Here is a 20,688-nt window from a genome sequence, read left to right as displayed (position 1 = left end):
CGTGTTCACGTTCCGTTTTCCCGCCTTTCTGTCTATATTTTCCCCGAGAACATATGATACACTATTCATATAACCATAGTATATACCAACAAAAACAAAAAGAAAATGCAGTTTTTGTCTTGGCAAGGGAGAGGAAGCCGAAATGAAAAAAGCGAAACGAATGAACGCGTTTTCGGCGTCGATTTTCGCTGAATTGGCGGCGTATCGGCGAGAGCGGCGCCATCTTCATGACGAGTGGATCGACTTAAGCGTCGGCAGCCCGGATTTGCCCCCGGCGCCGTTTGTGCGCGAGGCGATCGCCCGCTACGCCAACGAGCCGAATGCGTACGGCTACACATTAAAAGGCATTCACGAGTTTCATGAAGCGGTCGCCGATTATTATCGGACGGCGCATGGCGTCGTGCTCGATCCGGAGACGGAAGTGACGTACGTGATGGGGTCACAAGACGGGCTCGTTCATTTGCCGATGGTGTTCGCCGATCCGGAGGATGTCATTCTATTGCCGGATCCCGGGTATCCGGCGTATGCGGCCGGCGTAGCGATGGCGGAAGCGGAGCCATATTTCATGCCGCTCCGGAAAGAAAACGGCTTTTTGCCTGATCTTGCCGCCATTCCGGAAAGTGTCGCGAAACGGGCAGCCATCCTCTTTTTAAACTTTCCCGGCAACCCCGTGCCAGCGTTGGCAACGGAATCATTTTATCGCGAAGTAGTCGAGTTTGCGAAGCGGTACGATATCCTCGTTGTTTCCGATTTTGCTTACGGCGAGCTGTATTACGATGGAAACAAACCGGTGAGCTTTCTCTCCGTCCCGGGCGCGAAGGACGTTGGCGTGGAGATCAATTCGTTGTCAAAAAGCTACAACATGGCCGGCTGCCGGGTCGGCTACTTGTGCGGCAACGCCGAGGTGATTCGTGCGTTCGCCGAGTTTAAGTCGAATTTGGACTACGGCATTTTTTTGCCGCTGCAAAAAGCGGCCGCGGAAGTGTTGCGCCATGGCGCCGGCTTTTGCGCCCAGAGCCGCGCGATTTATCAAGCGCGCCGCGATGCGCTCGTGGGTGGGCTGGCTGACATCGGCTGGGTAGTCGACTGCCCGCCGGCCGGCATGTTTGTATGGGGGAAGATCCCGGATGGATTTACCTCGCTTTCGTTCACGAAGGCGCTGATCGACCAAGCCGGCGTCGTCGTGACGCCTGGACATGCGTTTGGGCCAAGCGGCGAAGGCTACGTGCGCATCGCTCTCGTCCAGCCGAAAGAAGTGTTGCGCCGGGCGGTCGAGAAGTTGCGGACGAGCGGTTTGTTTGAGCGGATTGTCACTGATCAACGGTAACGGAGGTGGCATACGATGAAGTTGCCGATATGGCTTCGAAAAACGCTTGTTGCCGCGATTACGGTCTGCACGTTTGGACTTGTCACGCCGCCCGCCTCGCTGATCGCGGCCAAAGAGCCGCCGTCAGATGATGCATCGTCTTCTGACTGGCAGCATCGCCCCACAAGTTGTGCGGCGGAAGCCAGTTCGTTGACGCGCACGCAATTCATTGACCAGACGATGGAAAAAGTCGTTATGCAGTCGTATGAAAAGTTCGGCCGCAAGATCGCTCCAGTCATTGAAGACGAGTTTCGCACCGTCATTTTGCCGCGCATCGAAGAAGTGATCGCTGAGCTGGCCGAACGCTATCCAGAAGAGGAGCTCCGTTATCTGGCTGTGTCGGAAAATCCGTCCGGCGGGCAAGGGGAGCGCATTTTTCATGTGTATCGGGCGGATACGGGAGAGGATTTGATCCGCTTTCACGTCCGCCGCGAGCATCCTCCGCAAGACGGATATTGGTTTCAGTTTCACTATCATACATGTGATGATGGGTTTCAAGCCCATCATGAACTCGGGAAAATCTACTGGTCAAAAAATACGCCGCCGAACTGGCGTACATAATCGCCTACGGTTCTTTCCTGATTTTGCACGTTTTTCCCCGCTTCGTTCTATGATATGATTTTCATAGATTGAAAGAAGCGGGGGAACCACGATGAAACGGCTGTTCACTAGCTTGCTGGCGGCGCTGTTCGCCATTCCGCTTCTGTCGCTTTCGCCGTATCCGGCTGCCCACGGCGTGCTGCTTGAAGAAAGCGGCCTTGATCTTCGAGACATTCCGTCCCGTGACGTGCTCGGCCGCATTGTGATCGTGCCCGAGACAGCGTTTCCGGCTGCGGAGGCGAACAAGACTATTCAGACGCTTGCCCGCATTGATCGAAGCATTTTGGAGCAGGCGGCTGATCATCATATTTACATCCAGTTGTTGACAGGTCCTATTACTGATGAACCGACCGCCCGCCATCTGCACGGAAAAACGCCGCGCGGTTATAGGACCGGCTCGAAAACATGGGATGACGTGCCGGGCATCGGCGGGACGCATTTAGTGCTTGTCCGCCTCGGCCATAGCGAAAAAGGAAAAGGGCACGGTTCGGTCAATTTAGAATTGCACGAGTTCGCCCATTCGCTCGATTACATCGTCTTTGGCCGCATCCATGAAACGGACAAATTTCAAGCGATTTGGCGGGAGGAGGCGCCGCGGCTCTTTCGGGGTGAATCTTATTTTTTGACCTATCCGGAAGAGTATTTTGCCGAGGCGTTTGCCTATTATTACGCAAGCGAAAAGACGCGAGAAACGATGCGGACGGCAGCGCCGAGAACATATGCGTTCATCCGCGCACTGGCGGAACGGGCCTCATAAAAGGCTCGTTTTTTTATGGACAAGTGGTTCATCACCGGTTGCTTTATGGTATGATAGAGCGTGAGGTGAGAACATTGCGGCAATATTTGCAGTTATTGGAGGATATTTTGGAAAACGGAATCGAAAAAGAAGACCGCACGGGCGTCGGCACACTGTCGGTGTTTGGCCGCCAGCTCCGCTTCAACTTGCAAGACGGATTCCCGCTCGTGACGACGAAGAAATTGCATATCCGCTCCATCATTTACGAACTGCTTTGGTTTTTAAAAGGCGACACGAACGTCCGTTATTTGCAAGAAAACGGCGTGACGATTTGGGACGAGTGGGCGGATGAAAACGGCGACCTCGGCCCGATTTACGGCGCGCAATGGCGCTCGTGGAAAGGAGCGGACGGGAAAACGGTCGACCAGATCGCCTGGGTCGTTGAAGAGATCAAACGAAATCCGAATTCACGCCGGTTGCTTGTGAGCGCTTGGAACGTGGCGGAATTGGACGAGATGAAGCTGCCGCCGTGCCATTATGCCTTCCAGTTTTATGTCGCGAACGGTCGGTTGTCGTGCATGTGGCAGCAACGCTCTGTCGACACGTTTTTAGGATTGCCGTTTAATATTGCCAGCTATGCGCTCTTGACGCATATGATCGCCCAGCAGTGCGGCCTCGATGTCGGCGAGCTCATTTTCACCGGCGGCGACGTCCATTTGTATAAAAACCATCTTGAGCAAGCGAAGTTGCAGCTGACGCGTGAACCGCGCCCATTGCCAAAACTCATCATCAAACGGAAGCCGCCGTCCATTTTCGATTACCAATACGACGATTTTGAAATTGTCGGCTACGATCCGCATCCGGCGATTAAGGCGCCGGTGGCCGTGTAAGGAGAGGAAGCGATGATTTCGCATATTGTGGCAATGGATGAAAACCGGGTGATCGGCAAAGACAACCGTTTGCCTTGGCATTTGCCGGCCGATTTGGCGTATTTTAAACGGGTGACGATGGGCCATGCCATCGTGATGGGGCGCAAAACGTTTGAAGCGATCGGTCGCCCGCTTCCTGGGCGGGAAAACGTCGTCGTCACGCGCAACCGCTCGTTTCGCCCGGAAGGTTGCCTTGTGCTTCATTCGCTCGAGGAAGTGAAGCAATGGATCGCATCGCGCGCTGATGAAGTGTTTATCATCGGCGGGGCCGAACTGTTTCGGGCGACGATGCCGATTGTTGACCGGCTGTATGTGACAAAAATTTTTGCTTCCTTCCCGGGCGATACGTTTTATCCCCCTATTTTGGAAGATGAGTGGAACATCGTTTCCTATACGCTGGGGGTGAAAGACGAAAGAAATCCGTATGAACACGCTTTTCTCATTTACGAGCGGAAAGAGACAAAATAGGCACATATCGTACGTTGGCATGAACGTGCGTTTGCCGCTGGCGTACGGAAAGTTGAAGAAGGGGATGACCGAAAAGCGTCATTCCTCTCAAACGAAATACAACATATTGCGCATGATTCATTGTTTCGTGGCGATATGGTGATGAGCAAGGGTGTCCCGATCCTTTTGGGAACACCCCCCTTTTTTAGTCGGGATACGAACGTTTTGAAACCGACCGCGCCGAACGGTCAAGTGCGTCTTTTCTGCATAGAAGCGGGGCGAAAAAGGAACGATAATCAATAGAACCACAATGGAAATGGAGGAAGACAATGAAACATATCGTTCCGTTTGTTGTCAAGCTCGCCGCTTGGAGCGTCGTCTTGTTTTCGCTGTTTACGATCTTTAACGCCCCGCTTTTCTTGATTTCGCTCATGACGATCGTGACCGCGCTTGTTTCTTATATTATCGGCGATCTGTTCGTGTTGCCGCGCGTCGGCAACTTTGTTGCCGCTGCCCTTGATGTACCGCTTTCCTTTTTGTTGATTTGGCCGGTCAGCTTTGCCCTCATTGCTCCGTCCGTCAACATGGCGTACGGCTCGTTTTTCAGTTCGTTGGCGATCGGGGCGATTGAAGCGTTTTTCCATTTGTATATGGAAAACCATGTGCACGAAGAAGCAAGCCGGGAAGAAGCACATCGCTGGTATGATGAAGGAAGATGGGCGACGGAATTTGCCGAGGAAGAAGAGTTCAAAAAAGAGGACGACCGGGCATAGCGCCGGTCGTTTTTTCTGTCCGCTTGCGCATGAAGAAGCAGTTCGCCGTGCAGGTGTTGAACATTCGCCGCGTTGCCGTCTGGCAGGACGGATAGGGAGAGATTTCGAGCAGGAAGGACGGTGCTCATCGGATGGCGTCAGGCAAAAAACGCGAATCCAGCCGGCGAAATCGCCTGGGAAAGCGGGACAATCGCGATGCTCACGGGCCCGCTTCCCTTCATCCTTATAAAACTTTTCGAAAATTCCCTTTTCTTTTTGCGGATTTGTGATATAATCTACAAATCAAAGACAACTTAGAAAAGAAAGGGAACGAGAGCATGGAACAACAGCTGAAACGAAAGCAAGGGGCGGTATACGTCGAGGACATTTTGATCGCGTATCATACGCTGAAGGATGTTGTTTTCCATACGCCGCTGCAAAAAAACCCGCTCTTATCCGAGCGCTACGAATGCAATGTCTACTTAAAGCGCGAGGATTTGCAAGTCGTGCGTTCGTTTAAGCTGCGCGGGGCGTACAACCGGATGAAGCATTTAACCGATGAGGAGCGGAGAAACGGGGTGGTATGCGCCAGCGCCGGCAACCATGCCCAAGGAGTGGCTTACTCATGCCGGGCGCTTGGCGTGCAGGGAAAAATTTACATGCCCGCGACTACGCCTCGGCAAAAAGTGTCGCAAGTGCAGCTATTTGGCAAAGACATGGTCGAGATCGTGCTTGTCGGCGACACGTTTGATGATTCATACAACGAAGCGGTGAAGTGCGCTGAGGCGGAAGGACGGACGTTCATCCATCCGTTTGATGATGAGTACGTCATTGCCGGACAAGGGACGATTGGCGTCGAGGTGTTAAACGACTGCGATGAACCGATCGACTTTTTGTTCGCCAGCATCGGCGGCGGGGGATTGATGGCCGGACTAGGGACGTATGTGAAAAGCATTTCTCCGTCCACCAAAGTCATCGGGGCCGAGCCGGCCGGCGCCCCATCGATGAAAGCGGCGCTCGAGCGCGGACATGTCGTGACGCTCGAGGAAATCGACAAGTTCGTGGATGGGGCTGCTGTCAAGACGGTCGGGGAGAAGACGTTCGCCTTATGCCGCGGGGTGCTTGATGACATCGTCGTCGTTCCGGAAGGGAAAGTGTGCACGACGATTTTGGAGCTGTACAATGAAAACGCCATTGTCGCCGAACCAGCCGGAGCGCTGCCGATCGCCGCGCTTGATTTTTACAAGGAACAAATCCGCGGCAAAACAGTCGTTTGCGTCGTCAGCGGCGGCAACAACGACATTGACCGAATGCAGGAAATCAAAGAGCGTTCGATGATTTACGAAGGGTTGCAGCACTATTTCATCGTCAACTTCCCGCAGCGGGCTGGCGCGTTGCGCGAGTTTTTGGATGAAGTGCTTGGGCCGACCGATGACATCACCCGGTTTGAATACACGAAGAAAAACAACAAAGAAAGCGGCCCGGCGCTTGTCGGCATCGAGCTGAAACGGCGCGAAGACTACGCGCCGCTTATCGAGCGGATGAAGAAAAAAGGTTTCCCGTTCCAAGAAGTGAACAAAGACCCGAACTTGTTCCATTTATTGATTTAACGAAAAAATACGAAAAAAGTCGGAACAAATTCGTCGCATTCCGACATACTTTTTCACCGGATTGGTGTATAATAAAAGTAAATCGGTGAAAAAGAGGATTGATATTTTGCTATTCAAAAGCCTCGAGTTCAAAAACGCATATGGGCAGAAGGTCAAGATTATCGAAATTCCTGTATTGGAGGAAGAGAACGCATACCGATTCATGATCCAACTGCGCTTGGAGGCGTTTATTGCAAAGGTGTATCGGTCGAGAACGAACCGTTCCGTTTACTCGTTTCGCGAACATTTGAAGAAAGTGCTGAAATGGCCTGTATATGAACAGATCTTTAAAGAAACGGCGTTAAAGCATAATGCATGACTGTTGTTTTGCCCTTGGCGGCAAAACAACTTTTTTTTGGTGGGATTTTCGTCGTTTTCATTATATAATGGAAACGAGATCATCAATATTAGGAGTGAACGAATGAAACCAATCAAAATTGTAACCGACTCAACGCACGATGTGCCGGCGGCGGTGCTTGCTGAGCACGGCGTTGAAGTCGTTCCGCTTCATTTGACGATTGATGGGGAAACGTTTATCGACCGGGTGACGATCACCCCGGAACAATTTATGGCGAAAATGAAAGCGGCGCGCGAACTGCCGAAAAGTTCGCAGCCATCGGTGGGCGAATTTCTCGCTGTTTACGACCGGCTCGGTGCGGATGGCAGCGAGATTGTGTCGATCCATATGGCCGGCGAGCTGAGCGGTACGGTTCGTGCAGCTGAACATGCGGCGGCTTTGACAGAAGCATCGGTCACCGTCGTGGATTCACAATTTATTTCCTGTGGGTTGGGGTTTCAAGTGCTTGAAGCTGCCCGTTTGGCGAAATCGGGTCGAAGTGTCGCCGATATCGTCCGGCGGCTTGAGGAAGTGCGGCGTTGCACGCATCTGTATGTCGTGCTTGATACGCTTGAGCATTTGGTGAAAGGCGGCCGCATCGGCCGCGGCAAGGCGCTCATCGGTTCGCTTTTGCGTATTAAGCCGATCGCCGCTCTGGTTGACGGGCTGTATACGCCGGTTGCCCAGGTTCGCAGCTTTTCCCAAGCGGTGGCCCATTTGGCGGGCCGTCTTGTCGAGGAACGAGGGGCCAAACGGGTGCAGAAAATCGCCATCGCCCATGCCGATGCTCCTCGGTGGGCGGAGCGGCTCAAGGAAGCGGTGACAGACATCATCGGCTATTCGCCGATTGACATCGTTGAAACAACGCCGGTCATTTCCATTCACACTGGTCCCGGGGCGCTGGCGCTCATGTACTACACGGAGGAAGCGGCGCTTGACGAATAAACGCTGTTATCGTGCGGCAATCAACACATTTTTGTCGAAAAGGAAGGACCCATCGATGTGGAAACGAATCGCGCTTTTTCTCGTTGTTCTTTTGCTGGCGGCGTGCGGAAAAACGATTCCGGACGCCAAAAACTGGCCCGTTGAGGACTTTGCGTTTGTCGATCAGACGGGCAAGCCGTTTGGGCTTCGCGACTTAAAAGGAAAAGTGTGGATTGCGGATTTTATTTTTACAAACTGCGAAACCGTTTGTCCGCCGATGACGGCTCATATGGCCAAACTAAAGCAAATGGCAAAGAAAGAAGGACTGGATGTCGAGTTTGTCTCCTTCAGCGTTGATCCGGAAGTCGACACGCCGGAAAAACTGGCGGCGTATGCGAAACAATTTACAGACGACCTATCAAACTGGCATTTTCTTACTGGGTACAGTCAAGAGAAAATCACCGAGTTTGCGCAAAAAAATTTCAAAACGATCGTGCAAAAGCCGGCCAATGACGACCAAGTCGTGCATGGTACCAGTTTTTATTTAGTTGGGCCAGACGGAAAAGTGGTTCAGACGTACAGCGGCGTGCAAGATGTGCCGTACGAAACGATTTTAGAGCATATCAAAATCGTGCAGTCGTCGCAATGAGGCAAAAACGGCTACCGCCTTTTTGCCTTCTTTTCGTCTTTCCCCTTGTTGCGGCAAAAGGCAGGTGTCAAACAATGAGACGGTGGGGATGGTTGGTATTCTGCTGGCTGCTCGCCGGATGCGTGTCGCTTTCAACGGGCGGAAAGCCGGAGCGCCCTGCTCAATCGACGCTCAACCAACGGGAGGCCAAGCCATTGCCAAAAGATATTCATCTCGTCGCCTTGGGGGATTCGTTGACGGAAGGGGTCGGCGATGGTGAAGGAAAAGGCGGCTATATCGGCCGGCTTGTGCCCCTCCTTTCGGCAGAAGACGGGGTGCGGACGGTCACCGTGACGAATTTAGGGAAGCGCGGCCGGCGCATTGTGGAGCTCAAGCCAGTCATCAAGGCGCATGAAAGGGAAATCAGCCAAGCGGATCTCGTCCTTGTCACGATCGGCGGCAATGATGTGATGAATGTCGTCCGTTCACATTTTTTTGATTTGTCACATGAACGGTTTGTGAAAGAGGCGAAGGCATTTGCCTCTCGATTGGACCATCTCATTCTATCATTGCGCACGGTGAATTCCGATGCCGTCGTTGTGCTCGTCGGCTTATACAATCCGTTTTCGAGCACGTTGCCCAACATTCCGGAAATCGATGATGTCATCGCTGAGTGGAACAGCGCCAGCCGGGCAGTGCTTTCACGGTATGACCGGACGATCTTCGTTGATATTCAAGATATTTTCATCGACCGCGACGAATTGCTTTATCGCGACGAATTTCATCCGAATGCCGCAGGATACGAACAGATTGCCATGCGGGTGTATGGAGCGTTAAAGGAACGAAAAGAATGGTGGATAGGGAGCTTGCTGCAATGAATTGGAAACGAGCGTTTTGGATGTTGGCGGCTGTCAACGCGGTGGTCATTGTTTTAGCCGCCGCTTGGCTGCTCAAGCCGTCTCCGCCGGTGAAGCGGCCGGCGCACTTGGATGTCGAAGGAGCTTCATTTACTGTTTACTCGAAGAAAGCGCATTTGAATGCCGTCATTAACGATTATTTGGTGAAAAAAACGAAAGGCCATCCACTGCAATACCGCGTTTGGCTCGCTGATCGTGTCTATGTTTCAAGCGAAATCCCTATTTTAGGGCGCCCGGTCGAACTCTTCGTCTCGTTTGTGCCAAAAGTAGTCAAAGGAGGGAATGTCGAGCTCACGGAGCCGACGATTTCGCTTGGCGACTGGAAGCTGCCGGTGACGTATGTACTTCGCTACTTGCAAAAGCACGCCCCGCTGCCGGATGAAGTCAGCATTGATCCGGATCAGTCTCGCGTGTATGTAGCGCTGAAGGACATCCGCTTTGGCAACGGTTATCAGGTGGCGGCGAACAAAATCGATTTATCCACCGATGAAATCGTGTTTACATTGACGATTCCAACCGAGCATAGCAGGTAAAGAAAAAGACTGTCCGCGTTTGCAGGACAGTCTTTTTTTGCGGTTGGGAACTCCTTTGCCACCCGCCTTTCCGATGCTTCAGAGGAGACGCAGCCCTTTTGGATAAAAGTTTTTCACCGTTCCTTTCACTTCTTTCCCCCAGGCGAACGGAAATCCATCCACGGCTACAAGCAGCCAACCCCGGTCGCCGCCGGTGGAAAGCGTCTCGCCGCGCCAATATTGGATGATTTCGCCGCTCCCGCTCGATAGGTCAAGCACATGTTTGGCTTCTTCTGTCCGTAACGCCAAGGCAAGGGCATGGTTCGGCTCAAACCGCTCTTTTTTCACATCCCCTAAGTGCAACCCGGCGCGGACGATTTTCAAACCGGACAAATCTGGGCAACGCTCGGGCAGCACGGTCAAATGGGCGCCAAATGACACGAACGTGCCGTCTCGCTCTGTCCGCAATGCCTCTTGTTCAAATTGGCGATACAGGCGGATAGCGGCTTTTGGCGCGCTCGATTTTGCCCACCGCCCCCGCCAAGGCGGGGTGGGCCGCTGTTTTTGCAGTTTGGCGACAAAATGTCCTTCCCCTTTCAGACGGTGCGGCCAAAGGCGGGCGGCGTGTATGAGATCGGATCGATTGGTTTTCGTCCATTCCGGCCGCCCCGGCTCGATGCCGCCGATTTTCGCGATCGGCAGCAACCGCAAGTCATCGTGCGCCTCAAGCAGCCACTCTATCGTTTGTTCGTTTTCCTCGGGAGAGAACGTGCACGTGGAGTAGACGAGAATGCCGCCTTCTTTCAGCATCGCATAGGCGCTTTCCAAAATGCGCCGCTGTCTGGCCGCACATTCTTCCACATAAGCCGAGCTCCAAAACGAAGCCGCCTCTTCATCCTTGCGAAACATGCCTTCGCCGGAACACGGGGCGTCGACCAAAATTTTGTCAAAAAAGCCCGGGAACCGCTCGGCAAGCGCCTCGGGAGTTTCATTGACGACAACGGTGTTCGTCAAGCCGAACCGTTCGACGTTCTCAGCGAGCGCTTTGACCCGTTTCGGGTGGATTTCGTTGGCGACAAGCAGCCCTTTGTTTTCCATCATCGCTCCAAGCTGGGTCGTTTTCCCGCCAGGAGCGGCGCATAAGTCAAGCACTGTCTCCCCAGGGGCGGGACGAAGCGCTTCGGCGACCGCCATGGCGCTCGGCTCTTGAATGTAATACAGGCCGGCCGCGTGGTACGGATGTTTTCCTGGTTGTTCATTCGGTTCATAATAAAACCCGGTCGGGCAAAACGGCACCGGGGAAAGGGAAAAGGGCGCCGTTTTTGCCCATGCGCCCGGGTCGGTTTTCAACGGATTGACGCGCAAGCCGTTGATTTTTTCGTTTTCATAAACAGCGAAAAACTCGTCTGCTTCTTCATCAAGCAGTTTCTTCATTTTCGCGACAAATGCTTCCGGCAATCTCAACGCAGCAAACTCCTTTCTCCGTCCGTCATCATGAGCGTTTGCCTGGCCATTTCACTTTCGGCTCCGTTTTGTTCAAGATGCGTTGAATGTTGGCGCGATGACGATAAAAGATAAACGAAGCCAGCAACAACACCGCCACCGTCAACGGAATGTCGTCCGTGAAAAAGACGGTGTACACGACCGCATACAGCGCTGCGGCCATCGATGACAGGGAGACGTAGCGCGAAACAGCCAAGACGACAAGAAACACGGCGATGAGCGACAAAAAGAACAACGGCGAATAAAACAGCATCACCCCGCCCGATGTCGCCACCGCCTTGCCGCCCCGGAACTTGGCGAACACCGGATACATATGGCCGACCACGGCGACCGCCCCGGCCAAAAGCGGATGCACGGGGACGGAAAAAAGCATCGGCAAACTCGCCGCCAGCGTCCCTTTTAGCATATCGCCGACAATGACGATCGTTCCCGCTTTCGCCCCAAGCACGCGGAACGTGTTCGTTCCCCCGAGATTGCCGCTTCCATGTTCGCGGATGTCGATCCCGTAGCCGATTTTCCCGACAAGAAGGCCAAACGGAATCGAGCCAAGAAGATAAGCAAGAAGCAAAATAAGTGCGGTCATGAAGTCAAACACCCTTTACTCAACAAGTTTGTGCATGTTTCTATTTTACCATGCATGAGCGAAAACGGTAGACAGGAATTTTGCATTTCAAAGACATAGCCGCTAAACTGAAAAGAAGAAACGGGCTGTCGGAACGTCCGTCCGACCCCGGACAGATGAGAAAGGAGCGACCATGATGAAAACGACGGTTGTATGGAACGGAAACATGTCATTCAGCGGCCAAAGTGCCTCCGGTGTGGTGATTCCGATCGACGCCGCGAAAGACGTCGGCGGCAACGATTCAGGCGCCCGGCCGATGGAGCTTTTGCTTCACGCCTTAGCCGGCTGCACCGGCATCGACATCATTCTGATTTTACGAAAAATGCGGCTTGATGTCCGCGCGTTTTCGATGGAAGTCGAAGGAACACGCGCCGATGACCACCCAAAGCGGTTTACAGCAATTCATATTCATTACGCGCTCGAAGGCGATTTGCCGGAAGACAAAGTCGTCCGCGCCATCCGGTTGTCAAAAGAAAAATATTGTTCCGTTTCCCATTCGTTAAATGCCGTCATTACAGCGAGCTATTCGATCAACGGTGTGCGCGGGAAGGAGACGATTTAACAACGATAAGGGCGTGGCGTTCATGGCCGTTTCGCGTGGCATAGCGCCGAATGACAAGACGATGAAAAAGGTGTTCCGATCGTTTGCGGAACACCTTTTTTGTGTTAGAACAGATAACGGCGATCAGTCGTTTGGATGGACACCCTGCCGATCCACTTTTCTTCGAGCTATGCCCGATAGGCGGCGCGCTAAAAAACGTTATCCTCATACTTGACACCGCTCTTTTAATTGTTATAATTTTTAACATAAATACGTTAATTTTTATTACATAAAAAAACGGTTGAGGGGGCGGCGGGAAACATGAAAAAAATTGAAGCGATCATCCGGCCGGAGAAATTGACCGATACGATTAAAGGGCTGAAACAGATCGGCATCACCGGGTTTACCGTTTCGCAAGTCGTTGGGCGGGGAAAACAGAAGGACACGCAAGGAGTTTACCGAGGAAAAAACTACAAAGTGACGCTCCACCCGAAAGTGAAGCTGGAAATCGTTCTTTCCGATTATATGGTCGAGCGGACGATTCAAACCATTGTCGCCGCTGCGCAAACCGGGGAAGACGGAGATGGGAAAATTTTCGTCTACCCGGTGCTTGAGGCGTACAATATTCGCACGGGCACGTTGGATTTTGACATTGACGAGTTGGCAGAGAAACAGGGGGGAAGGTCATGATCGAACAAGTCAATGCTGTTTGGATCGTCATCGCTGCGGCGATGGTGCTGTTTATGGAAGGCGGATTCAGCTTGCTGGAAGCAGGGCTGGTGCGGACGAAAAACGCCGTCAATGTGACAATGAAAATTTTCGTTGATTTGACTGTTGGAGCGCTCGCCTTTTGGGCTGTCGGCTTCGGGCTGATGTTTGGCGATGATGCGTTTGGATGGGTTGGCACGACGCTGTTTGGGGCTCCGGAACGCGTTTCTCTGTCCATTCCATTGCCTAGCGCGGCGTTCGTTTTGTTTCAAATCGGGTTTGCGGTGGCGTGTGTGTCTATCATTTCCGGGGCGGTGGCCGAGCGGATGAATTTTAAAGCGTATATCGTGACGGTGCTTCTCATTTGTGCCATTGTTTATCCGTTATCCGGTCATTGGATCTGGCATAGCGGCGGTTGGCTGGCGAAACTTGGGATGAAAGATTTTGCGGGGTCAGCAGCGATTCATGCGCTCGGCGGCTTTGCGGCGCTGGCGATCGCCAAGCGGCTCGGGCCGCGAAAAGGGCGGTTCAACTCGGATGGCAGCGTCAACGTGTTTGCGCCGAGCAACATCCCGCTTGCTTCGGCTGGGGCGTTCATTTTATGGTTTGGCTGGTTTGCGTTTAATGCGGGCAGTACGCTCGACGCATCCAATAAAGCGTTGGCGTCGATCGCCCTCAACACGATGCTGTCCGGGGCGGCCGGGGGCATGTCGGCGCTTTTTGTGACGATGAAAAAGTACGGAAAAGCCGATCCAAGCATGGCCATTAACGGTGTGTTGTCCGGTCTGGTGGCCATTACGGCCGGTTGCGCCTTCGTTTCGCAATGGAGCGCGGTGCTGATCGGTCTTGTGAGCGGTGTCATCGTCGTCTATGCGACGCTGTTGGTCGATGCGTTGAAAATTGACGACCCGGTCGGGGCGGTGGCGGTTCATGGGTTTAATGGGATGTTTGGCACGCTCGCCGTCGGTTTGTTCGACTCGATGGAAGGACTGTTGACGACCGGTCATGCGTCGTTGTTCATCACCCAGCTGCTTGGCGCGTTGACGGTCATCGTTTGGGGCTTCGTCAGCGGTGTGCTCATTGCGAACGTATGCGCCAAAACGGTTGGGCTCCGGGCGACGGAGCGCGAGGAAGAAGAAGGACTCGATATGGCGTACCACGGCATTCCAGCTTACAACGAGCTTGAGCGGTTTGCCGATCTTCCGGGCGGGCTGTACGATTTTGAGGAGACGACCGGCATTCGCGTTGCTCCGTTAAACAAGAAAAACGCGGTCGGGTAAAAGGGAAAGGCTGTCCGAAAGCAGTCTGTTCATTGAACAGACTGTAGCGGGCGGTCTTTTTTGTTTCTGTTGTTCTCAACAGTCAGTTGTGGATTTACAAAATATTTACGAAAAATCATCCTTTCTGCTCTATCATTCTATTGATTCGCAAGGATATAATGGGAATGAACGAGAAGGCGAGAGAAAGGGGAACAGGGAATGAAGAATTCCAAACGATGGGGAAGACGGGTGTTGTCGGCATTGGCCGCTGCAGCGTTGCTGGCCGCGACTCCAGTTGGGGCGGCAGGGAATGGGAAAAGCAAGGGAAAACCGCCTGCTTCCTCGCACCGTTATATTGAGGTGCAGCTGTTGGGCATTAACGACTTCCACGGCCAGCTCAATGTGACAAGAAAAGTCGGCGGGCGGGAAGTCGGACGGGCTGATTATTTGGCCGCTTATTTGAAACGGCGGGAGGCGGAAAACAAAAATACGCTGCTCGTCCATGCCGGTGATGCGGTCGGCGCGAGTCCGCCGGTATCGGCGCTGCTAGAGGACGAGCCGACGATTGAAGTGTTGAATAAGCTCGGCTTTGACGTCGGCACCCTTGGCAACCATGAGTTTGATGAAGGAGTAGCGGAAATGCTCCGCTTGATCCATGGCGGGTATCACCCAGCGACCGGCGATTTCGCCGGAGCGGATTTTCCGTATGTGAGCGCCAACGTCGTTGATGCGCAAACGGGAAAGCCGATTCTCCCGCCGTATGTCATTAAGCGGGTCAACGGCATGCCGATCGGATTGATCGGCGTCACGCTCACGGAAACGCCAACGATTGTGACGCCAAGCGGCGTCGCGGGAGTCAAGTTCATCGATGAAGCAACAGCGATTAACAAAGCGGTCCGGGAACTGAAGAAAAAAGGGGTGCGAACAATCGTCGTTCTCGCCCATAACCCAGGCGTATCCAATCTGGACGGAACGAACGCCAGCGGCGAAATCGTTGATATCGCCAACAACATTGATGATGAAGTGGATGTGATTTTCGCCGGTCATAACCATGCCTATTTAAATGCGGTTGTGGACGGCAAACTGCTCGTTCAGTCGTATTCGTACGGCACGGCCTTCGCCGATGTCGATTTAAAAATCGACCCACGCACAAAAGACGTCGTCGCAAAAAAAGCGGAGATCGTGACGACGTATCATGACGGCATCATTCCGGACCCGGAAATTCGGACGCTCATTGAAAAATATGAAGCGAAAGTGGCGCCGCTTGTCAACCAAGTCATCGGCACAGCGGCCGAAACGATCACCGATGAACAAAACGAAAGCGGCGAGTCCGCCTTGGGCAATTTGATCGCTGATGCCCAGCGGGCGGCGATGAAAACCGATTTTGCCTTTATGAACCCGGGCGGCATTCGCGCCGATATTGAACAAGGCGAAGTGACGTGGGGCGAATTGTACAACGTTCAGCCGTTCAACAACCAGCTCGTGAAAATGACGCTCACCGGCGCGCAAATCCGCCAGCTTTTGAATCAACAATGGCAGCCAACCAAAACGCGCATGCTGCAAATCTCCGGCCTCCGCTATACATGGAGCGCCAGCAAGCCGGTTGGAGAAAAAGTCATTGACATTCAGCTTCCTGATGGCACACCGTTGAAACCGGACGCCTCATACACGGTGACTGTCAACAGCTTTCTTGCTGACGGCGGCGATGGATTCACGGTGTTGACGCAAGGGACCAATCGCGAGGTCGGTCCGGTCGATTTGGATGTCCTTGTCTCCTATATTCGCGGTCTTGAGCAGCCGTTCTCGGCGCGAATTGAGGGGCGGATCAACCGTCTTCCGTAACGGAACAGGATTGGGGCGACAGATCGCTTAGTCAAAAAGGTGTCCCGGCTCGTTGGGGACACCTTTTCATATGGTTGCACAAAACTGCTGCTTGGTCGATAGACAAACGATCGTTCAAGTCAGGCCATCGCCGCAGATCAGGATGCTTTTTGCTCGAACAGCTTGATGATCTCCACGATCACTTCGGCCGCTTTCACCATATTGTCGGCGGAAATGTATTCGTAGCGGCCATGGAAGTTTTCGCCGCCGGCGAAAATATTCGGCGTCGGCAGCCCCATGTATGAGAGCTGCGACCCGTCCGTGCCGCCGCGGATCGGTTTCACCTTCGGTTCAATGCCCAAGTTCGTCATCGCTTCGTGGGCGATGTCGACGATATGGCGGACCGGTTCGATTTTTTCCTGCATGTTGTAATATTGGTCGTTGATTTCAAGCGTGATTCGGTCGTTTCCATATTTTTGCGCAAGCGAAGCCGCGATCTCTTTCATCTTCGCTTTGCGCGCTTCGAATTGTTCACGGTCGAAGTCGCGGATAATGTAGTGAAGCTTCGTTTCCTCTACACTGCCTTGGAACGAAAGCAAATGGTAAAACCCTTCATATCCCTCCGTATGCTCAGGCGCCTCGTGGGCCGGGAGTTGCTGCTGGAATTCCATGGCGATTTTGATCGAATTGATCATTTTTCCTTTCGCCGTGCCTGGGTGGACGTTTTTTCCTTTGATCGTGATTTTCGCTTCAGCAGCGTTAAAGCTTTCATACTCCAATTCGCCAAGCGGCCCGCCGTCGACCGTGTAGGCGAATTGGGCGCCGAATTTGGCAACGTCAAATTTGTGCGGCCCGCGGCCGATTTCTTCATCGGGCGTAAAGGCGACGCGCACTTTGCCATGCTTGATTTCCGGGTGTTGAATGAGATAGTTCATGGCGGTCATCATTTCGGCGATCCCTGCTTTATCATCGGCGCCAAGCAACGTCGTCCCGTCCGTCGTAATGAGCGTGTGTCCTTTGTAGTGAGCAAGCTCCGGGAAATCGTTCGGCGACAACATGATGCCTTGTTCTTTGTTTAACACGATGTCGCCGCCGTCGTACTGTTCGATGATTTGCGGGTTGACGTTGGCTCCCGTAAACTCCGGAGACGTGTCCATATGAGCCAAAAAGCCGATCACCGGCACGTTTTTGTCCGTATTGGCCGGCAACGTCGCCATGACATAGCCGTTGTCATCGATCGTCACATCTTCCATGCCGATCGCTTTCAGCTCTTCGACAAGCATTTTCGCCAGCTCCCATTGCCCTTGAGTCGACGGGCACGTATGGCTGTTTGGGTCGGATTGAGTGTTGACTTTCACGTAGCGAATGAAGCGTTCGATGAGTTCCTGTTTCATTGGTTCATCTCCTTTATGTATGAGTTTTCTTGGATCAGCGAATCATTCGGCCGATGCAGTGAGAAAAAGAGGCGGTTTCCGCTTTATTTTACCATATGCGGCTTCAAACGGTAAAAAAGAGGGGAGCATTTCCTACTTGGCGCTATCATGCCCTAAAGTTGGCGTACTGACGCTTTAGTCAACGGCCTCATTAGCGATGCCGGGCAAATCGCCGCTCGCGAAGCGGCGTGATCCAGCCATGATCTTTTTCGACTTTGGATAAAAAGATGCGAATCGCGCTTTTTTTCCGAGGCGAACGCTCCGCCATTGGCGGCGCCCATGTGTTCGCCAAACGACAAATAGAACGCTGAATCGATCGCCGCTTTGTCGGCAACTGCCAATCGGCATTCATCCCCCGCTTTCACTTCGTTTCGAAGCAGGGGCTTTTTTGAAGCTATGTTAAAACCGCATCCGCGGCACCCAATCGGCAAACCGCTCTTCTTTAAACGGATTGGCGGTCATCGAATAGCCCCGCTCTTCCCAATAGCCCGGCTCATCTTCCTTCATAAAGCGGATGCCGGACGCCCATTTCGCCCCTTTCCATAAGTAAAACGTCGCCGGCGGAATGAAACGAAGCGGATAGCCGTGCTTCGGCGAGATGTCCTGCCAGTCGTGATGCTTGTCTTTCCATCGATAGACAAACAGGGCATCATTGCCCATCAGAGCGTCAAGCGGCAAGTTCGCCGAATAACCGAACCGGTCGCCGTTTAAATATCCGTAAATTTTCACGTATTTCACATCGGGATCTAGCTCGACAAAGCGCAAAAACTCGCGGAAGGCGATGCCTTCAAACGTTGTATCAAATTTCGACCATGTCGTCACGCAGTGCATATCAATGGTCGAAATGGTTTTGGGCAGCCGCATTACTTCCTGATACGACAGCGTCACTTCCTCTTTCACTTCCCCAAACAGTCGAAAATTCCACGTCGCTTCATCGAATTTGTACACATCGCCCTCATGTAAAATCGGCCATTTTTCCGTCTCAAATTGGCCGGGAGGGAGTTGTTTGGGCATGGCGGGCACTCCTTTTTCTGCTAAATTTCTCTTAATTATTCATGATACAAAATAGGGGCAAGGGATGCAATGAAAAAATAGGCCAAGTTAAGTTGCAGTGGTGTTTAGGGAGGAAATTTTCCTCCAATATTTATTGATTTTAAACTTTTCGTAATTATATAATAAAAATGACAAAATTGGAATGATTGTTCCGAAAAATGGAACAATAGAATAGAGGAGGGAGGCGGAGGAAACCGGCAGTGGAATGATACAACGATACGGATGGATCACAATGCCAATACGATGTCTGGAGAGGAGAAGAAGAAAATGGTGCTCATTGGAGTTTTGATCGTCATCATTGGTTTTATCATTCGCGTAAATCCACTCCTTGTTGTCACAGCGGCTGGATTAGCCACAGGATTGCTCGCCCATCAATCGCTGTATGACATTATTGAACAATTCGGAAAGGCGTTTACGACCAACCGGTATATGGCGGTGTTTATCGCCACATTGCCCGTCATTGGCCTTTTAGAACGTTTTGGATTGCGTGAACAGGCAGAGAGTGTCGTGGCGAAAATCAAGGCCGCGACAACAGGACGAATCTTGACTGCTTATTTGATCATACGAGAAGCAGCTGCGGCGGCTGGACTTACTTCCATTGGCGGCCATGCACAAATGGTTCGTCCGCTCGTGGCTCCTATGGCAGAAGGAGCGGCAGAAGCGAAATATGGAAAACTGCCGGATCATGTCCGGGATGACATTCGCGCTCATTCCGCAGCAGTGGACAACATCGGGCTGTTTTTTGGCGAGGATGTGTTCATCGCCATCGGAGCGATTTTGTTGATGAAAGGATTTTTTGATCAAAACGGCATCCCTTCGGATCCGCTGCATATGGCGTTATGGGCGATCCCAACCGCCGTGGCCGCCTTGATCGTTCACAGCATCCGCCTGTATCGATTGGATCGTTCTCTATCCAAACAGTTTTATCTTTCCAAGGGACGCGCGGAGAATGGAAAGGGGAGAGAATGAATGTTGTTTTCGATTGAAGCGGTATACTTGTTTTTGGGAATCATTGTCGTATTAGGAAGCATGTTTACATTTGCCGACCGAAAAAATCCAAAGCGCTTCACCTCTGGCTTATTCTATTTGTTGTATGGTGTAACGTTGCTGTTCGGCAAAGTGATTCCGCCGTTTTATATTGGTTTGATGGTGCTTATCATGGTTGCTATTGTCGGGGCGGGAGGCTTGAAACTAGGAAGCTACGGAGAGGCGACGTTGGAAGAGAGGAGCCGACATCGCGGCCGACTGAAAAATCGTTTGTTCATTCCCGCGCTGTTGATTCCCATTTTGACTGTCATCGGCGTGACATGGCTGAAAAATGTCAAGGTCGGGAACGTCTTCATTTTAGATCCGAAAAACGTGACCCTTGTATCATTAGGGTTGGCGACGTTTGTTGCTTTGCTCGTCAGCATGGCGATGACCCGATCCACTCCGTTTATGGCAGTCAAAGAATCACGCAGGCTGCTTGAATCAATCGGCTGGGCCGCTCTCTTGCCGCAGATGCTCGCGACATTAGGGACAATCTTTACGACCGCTGGAGTAGGCGCCGCTGTTTCTAATTTGGTAAAAGCCATTATTCCGACCCATTCGTTGTTTTGGATTGTAATAGCCTATTGCATTGGGATGGCTTTGTTTACGATGATCATGGGCAATGCCTTTGCCGCGTTTCCGGTCATGACAGCGGGGATCGCTGTTCCACTGCTGATTAAACAATTTGGCGTCGACGCGAATCATGTGGCTGCTCTCGGGATGTTTTCCGGCTACTGCGGCACCTTGATGACGCCGATGGCGGCGAATTTCAACATTGTGCCCGCCGCTTTGCTTGATTTGAAAGATAAAAACCACGTAATTCGCGTGCAAGTGCCGACAGCATTAATTCTTTTGGCGTTCAACATCGTCGCAATGTATGTGGTCACTCTCATGGACTTATAATTCCATAATCAAAAGGGAA

General features: G+C 52.4%; 23 protein-coding genes. 18 read left to right on the top strand and 5 right to left on the bottom strand.

Annotated features, from left to right (window positions below; genetic code table 11):
• Positions 1-142 precede the first annotated feature (142 nt).
• From BJQ97_RS08810 to BJQ97_RS08755, 12 genes are all read left to right on the top strand, one after another.
• The gene (locus BJQ97_RS08810) at positions 143-1,327 is read left to right on the top strand and encodes an LL-diaminopimelate aminotransferase (protein WP_160156282.1); all 1,185 of its coding nucleotides are present in this window, start codon (positions 143-145) and stop codon (positions 1,325-1,327) included.
• A 21-nt stretch (positions 1,328-1,348) separates the two neighbouring features.
• Positions 1,349-1,927, top strand: coding sequence for a YpjP family protein (locus BJQ97_RS08805; RefSeq protein WP_201451725.1), 579 nt, complete (start codon positions 1,349-1,351; stop codon positions 1,925-1,927).
• Positions 1,928-2,018: 91 nt separating this feature from the next.
• Entirely contained in the window at positions 2,019-2,723 is a 705-nt protein-coding gene (locus BJQ97_RS08800; protein ID WP_160156280.1) for an anthrax toxin lethal factor-related metalloendopeptidase, read from the top strand.
• 74 nt (positions 2,724-2,797) lie between these two features.
• A complete protein-coding gene (thyA, locus tag BJQ97_RS08795) occupies positions 2,798-3,592 on the top strand; it encodes a thymidylate synthase (protein WP_160157581.1) in 795 nt (264 codons plus the stop codon).
• Positions 3,593-3,604: 12 nt separating this feature from the next.
• The gene (locus BJQ97_RS08790) at positions 3,605-4,099 is read left to right on the top strand and encodes a dihydrofolate reductase (protein WP_160156279.1); all 495 of its coding nucleotides are present in this window, start codon (positions 3,605-3,607) and stop codon (positions 4,097-4,099) included.
• A gap of 308 nt (positions 4,100-4,407) precedes the next feature.
• Positions 4,408-4,851 (top strand): YndM family protein, encoded by a 444-nt coding sequence (locus tag BJQ97_RS08785; protein WP_160156278.1) that lies wholly within the window; start codon positions 4,408-4,410, stop codon positions 4,849-4,851.
• 317 nt (positions 4,852-5,168) lie between these two features.
• A complete protein-coding gene (gene ilvA, locus BJQ97_RS08780) occupies positions 5,169-6,440 on the top strand; it encodes a threonine ammonia-lyase IlvA (RefSeq protein ID WP_160156277.1) in 1,272 nt (423 codons plus the stop codon).
• A 106-nt stretch (positions 6,441-6,546) separates the two neighbouring features.
• Positions 6,547-6,798 (top strand): YpmP family protein, encoded by a 252-nt coding sequence (locus tag BJQ97_RS08775; RefSeq protein ID WP_160156276.1) that lies wholly within the window; start codon positions 6,547-6,549, stop codon positions 6,796-6,798.
• 102 nt (positions 6,799-6,900) lie between these two features.
• Entirely contained in the window at positions 6,901-7,761 is an 861-nt protein-coding gene (locus BJQ97_RS08770) for a DegV family protein (protein WP_160156275.1), read from the top strand.
• Between the two features lie 55 nt (positions 7,762-7,816).
• Positions 7,817-8,389: an SCO family protein gene (locus tag BJQ97_RS08765; protein WP_160156274.1), complete on the top strand. Its 573-nt coding sequence runs from the start codon at positions 7,817-7,819 to the stop codon at positions 8,387-8,389.
• A gap of 74 nt (positions 8,390-8,463) precedes the next feature.
• A complete protein-coding gene (locus BJQ97_RS08760) occupies positions 8,464-9,246 on the top strand; it encodes an SGNH/GDSL hydrolase family protein (RefSeq protein ID WP_160156273.1) in 783 nt (260 codons plus the stop codon).
• On the top strand, positions 9,243-9,818 hold the full coding sequence (locus BJQ97_RS08755) for a YpmS family protein (protein ID WP_160156272.1): 576 nt from the start codon (positions 9,243-9,245) through the stop codon (positions 9,816-9,818). The genes BJQ97_RS08760 and BJQ97_RS08755 overlap by 4 nt, the downstream gene beginning before the upstream one ends.
• 78 nt (positions 9,819-9,896) lie before the next feature.
• On the opposite strand, the gene BJQ97_RS08750 is transcribed toward BJQ97_RS08755, so the two are convergent.
• Both BJQ97_RS08750 and plsY read right to left on the bottom strand, forming a co-directional pair.
• Positions 9,897-11,261: an RsmF rRNA methyltransferase first C-terminal domain-containing protein gene (locus BJQ97_RS08750; protein WP_160156271.1), complete on the bottom strand. Its 1,365-nt coding sequence runs from the start codon at positions 11,259-11,261 to the stop codon at positions 9,897-9,899.
• A gap of 28 nt (positions 11,262-11,289) precedes the next feature.
• Positions 11,290-11,883, bottom strand: coding sequence for a glycerol-3-phosphate 1-O-acyltransferase PlsY (gene plsY / locus BJQ97_RS08745; RefSeq protein WP_044737044.1), 594 nt, complete (start codon positions 11,881-11,883; stop codon positions 11,290-11,292).
• A 175-nt stretch (positions 11,884-12,058) separates the two neighbouring features.
• On the opposite strand from plsY, the gene BJQ97_RS08740 reads away from it, so the two are divergent.
• The 4 genes from BJQ97_RS08740 (at position 12,059) to BJQ97_RS08725 (ending at position 16,272) form a co-directional block, all read left to right on the top strand.
• A complete protein-coding gene (locus BJQ97_RS08740; RefSeq protein ID WP_160156270.1) occupies positions 12,059-12,484 on the top strand; it encodes an OsmC family protein in 426 nt (141 codons plus the stop codon).
• Positions 12,485-12,784: 300 nt separating this feature from the next.
• A complete protein-coding gene (locus BJQ97_RS08735) occupies positions 12,785-13,153 on the top strand; it encodes a P-II family nitrogen regulator (RefSeq protein ID WP_013523788.1) in 369 nt (122 codons plus the stop codon).
• On the top strand, positions 13,150-14,451 hold the full coding sequence (locus tag BJQ97_RS08730) for an ammonium transporter (RefSeq protein WP_160156269.1): 1,302 nt from the start codon (positions 13,150-13,152) through the stop codon (positions 14,449-14,451). Before BJQ97_RS08735 ends, BJQ97_RS08730 begins: the two co-directional genes overlap by 4 nt.
• A 198-nt stretch (positions 14,452-14,649) precedes the next feature.
• Positions 14,650-16,272 (top strand): bifunctional metallophosphatase/5'-nucleotidase, encoded by a 1,623-nt coding sequence (locus tag BJQ97_RS08725; protein WP_160156268.1) that lies wholly within the window; start codon positions 14,650-14,652, stop codon positions 16,270-16,272.
• Positions 16,273-16,409: 137 nt separating this feature from the next.
• Here BJQ97_RS08725 and pepT read toward each other — a convergent pair whose 3' ends face one another.
• From pepT to BJQ97_RS08710, 3 genes are all read right to left on the bottom strand, one after another.
• The gene (gene pepT, locus BJQ97_RS08720; protein WP_160156267.1) at positions 16,410-17,645 is read right to left on the bottom strand and encodes a peptidase T; all 1,236 of its coding nucleotides are present in this window, start codon (positions 17,643-17,645) and stop codon (positions 16,410-16,412) included.
• A 190-nt stretch (positions 17,646-17,835) separates the two neighbouring features.
• On the bottom strand, positions 17,836-18,036 hold the full coding sequence (locus tag BJQ97_RS08715) for a hypothetical protein (protein WP_160156266.1): 201 nt from the start codon (positions 18,034-18,036) through the stop codon (positions 17,836-17,838).
• Between the two features lie 47 nt (positions 18,037-18,083).
• The gene (locus BJQ97_RS08710) at positions 18,084-18,698 is read right to left on the bottom strand and encodes a sulfite oxidase-like oxidoreductase (RefSeq protein WP_160156265.1); all 615 of its coding nucleotides are present in this window, start codon (positions 18,696-18,698) and stop codon (positions 18,084-18,086) included.
• Between the two features lie 306 nt (positions 18,699-19,004).
• On the opposite strand from BJQ97_RS08710, the gene BJQ97_RS08705 reads away from it, so the two are divergent.
• Both BJQ97_RS08705 and BJQ97_RS08700 read left to right on the top strand, forming a co-directional pair.
• Positions 19,005-19,706 (top strand): DUF969 domain-containing protein, encoded by a 702-nt coding sequence (locus BJQ97_RS08705; RefSeq protein WP_160156264.1) that lies wholly within the window; start codon positions 19,005-19,007, stop codon positions 19,704-19,706.
• On the top strand, positions 19,707-20,669 hold the full coding sequence (locus tag BJQ97_RS08700; protein WP_160156263.1) for a DUF979 domain-containing protein: 963 nt from the start codon (positions 19,707-19,709) through the stop codon (positions 20,667-20,669).
• Positions 20,670-20,688: the final 19 nt, after the last annotated feature.

The sequence above is a fragment of the Geobacillus sp. TFV-3 genome, assembly GCF_009901865.1.
GTDB lineage: Bacteria > Bacillota > Bacilli > Bacillales > Anoxybacillaceae > Geobacillus > Geobacillus thermoleovorans_A.
The sequence above is the reverse complement of the archived record's forward strand: the minus strand, read 5'-3'. Positions and strand labels throughout refer to the sequence as shown.

Excerpts from the sequence above, each read along its gene's own strand:
- BJQ97_RS08810 (WP_160156282.1), top strand. The coding sequence starts at position 143 with ATGAAAAAAGCGAAACGAATGAACGCGTTTTCGGCGTCGATTTTCGCT.
- BJQ97_RS08800 (WP_160156280.1), top strand. The coding sequence starts at position 2,019 with ATGAAACGGCTGTTCACTAGCTTGCTGGCGGCGCTGTTCGCCATTCCG.
- BJQ97_RS08790 (WP_160156279.1), top strand. The coding sequence starts at position 3,605 with ATGATTTCGCATATTGTGGCAATGGATGAAAACCGGGTGATCGGCAAA.
- BJQ97_RS08785 (WP_160156278.1), top strand. The coding sequence starts at position 4,408 with ATGAAACATATCGTTCCGTTTGTTGTCAAGCTCGCCGCTTGGAGCGTC.
- ilvA (WP_160156277.1), top strand. The coding sequence starts at position 5,169 with ATGGAACAACAGCTGAAACGAAAGCAAGGGGCGGTATACGTCGAGGAC.
- BJQ97_RS08770 (WP_160156275.1), top strand. The coding sequence starts at position 6,901 with ATGAAACCAATCAAAATTGTAACCGACTCAACGCACGATGTGCCGGCG.
- BJQ97_RS08765 (WP_160156274.1), top strand. The coding sequence starts at position 7,817 with ATGTGGAAACGAATCGCGCTTTTTCTCGTTGTTCTTTTGCTGGCGGCG.
- BJQ97_RS08760 (WP_160156273.1), top strand. The coding sequence starts at position 8,464 with ATGAGACGGTGGGGATGGTTGGTATTCTGCTGGCTGCTCGCCGGATGC.
- BJQ97_RS08755 (WP_160156272.1), top strand. The coding sequence starts at position 9,243 with ATGAATTGGAAACGAGCGTTTTGGATGTTGGCGGCTGTCAACGCGGTG.
- plsY (WP_044737044.1), bottom strand. The coding sequence starts at position 11,883 with ATGACCGCACTTATTTTGCTTCTTGCTTATCTTCTTGGCTCGATTCCG.
- BJQ97_RS08740 (WP_160156270.1), top strand. The coding sequence starts at position 12,059 with ATGAAAACGACGGTTGTATGGAACGGAAACATGTCATTCAGCGGCCAA.
- BJQ97_RS08735 (WP_013523788.1), top strand. The coding sequence starts at position 12,785 with ATGAAAAAAATTGAAGCGATCATCCGGCCGGAGAAATTGACCGATACG.
- BJQ97_RS08730 (WP_160156269.1), top strand. The coding sequence starts at position 13,150 with ATGATCGAACAAGTCAATGCTGTTTGGATCGTCATCGCTGCGGCGATG.
- BJQ97_RS08725 (WP_160156268.1), top strand. The coding sequence starts at position 14,650 with ATGAAGAATTCCAAACGATGGGGAAGACGGGTGTTGTCGGCATTGGCC.
- pepT (WP_160156267.1), bottom strand. The coding sequence starts at position 17,645 with ATGAAACAGGAACTCATCGAACGCTTCATTCGCTACGTGAAAGTCAAC.
- BJQ97_RS08715 (WP_160156266.1), bottom strand. The coding sequence starts at position 18,036 with ATGAATGCCGATTGGCAGTTGCCGACAAAGCGGCGATCGATTCAGCGT.
- BJQ97_RS08710 (WP_160156265.1), bottom strand. The coding sequence starts at position 18,698 with ATGCCCAAACAACTCCCTCCCGGCCAATTTGAGACGGAAAAATGGCCG.
- BJQ97_RS08705 (WP_160156264.1), top strand. The coding sequence starts at position 19,005 with ATGGTGCTCATTGGAGTTTTGATCGTCATCATTGGTTTTATCATTCGC.
- BJQ97_RS08700 (WP_160156263.1), top strand. The coding sequence starts at position 19,707 with ATGTTGTTTTCGATTGAAGCGGTATACTTGTTTTTGGGAATCATTGTC.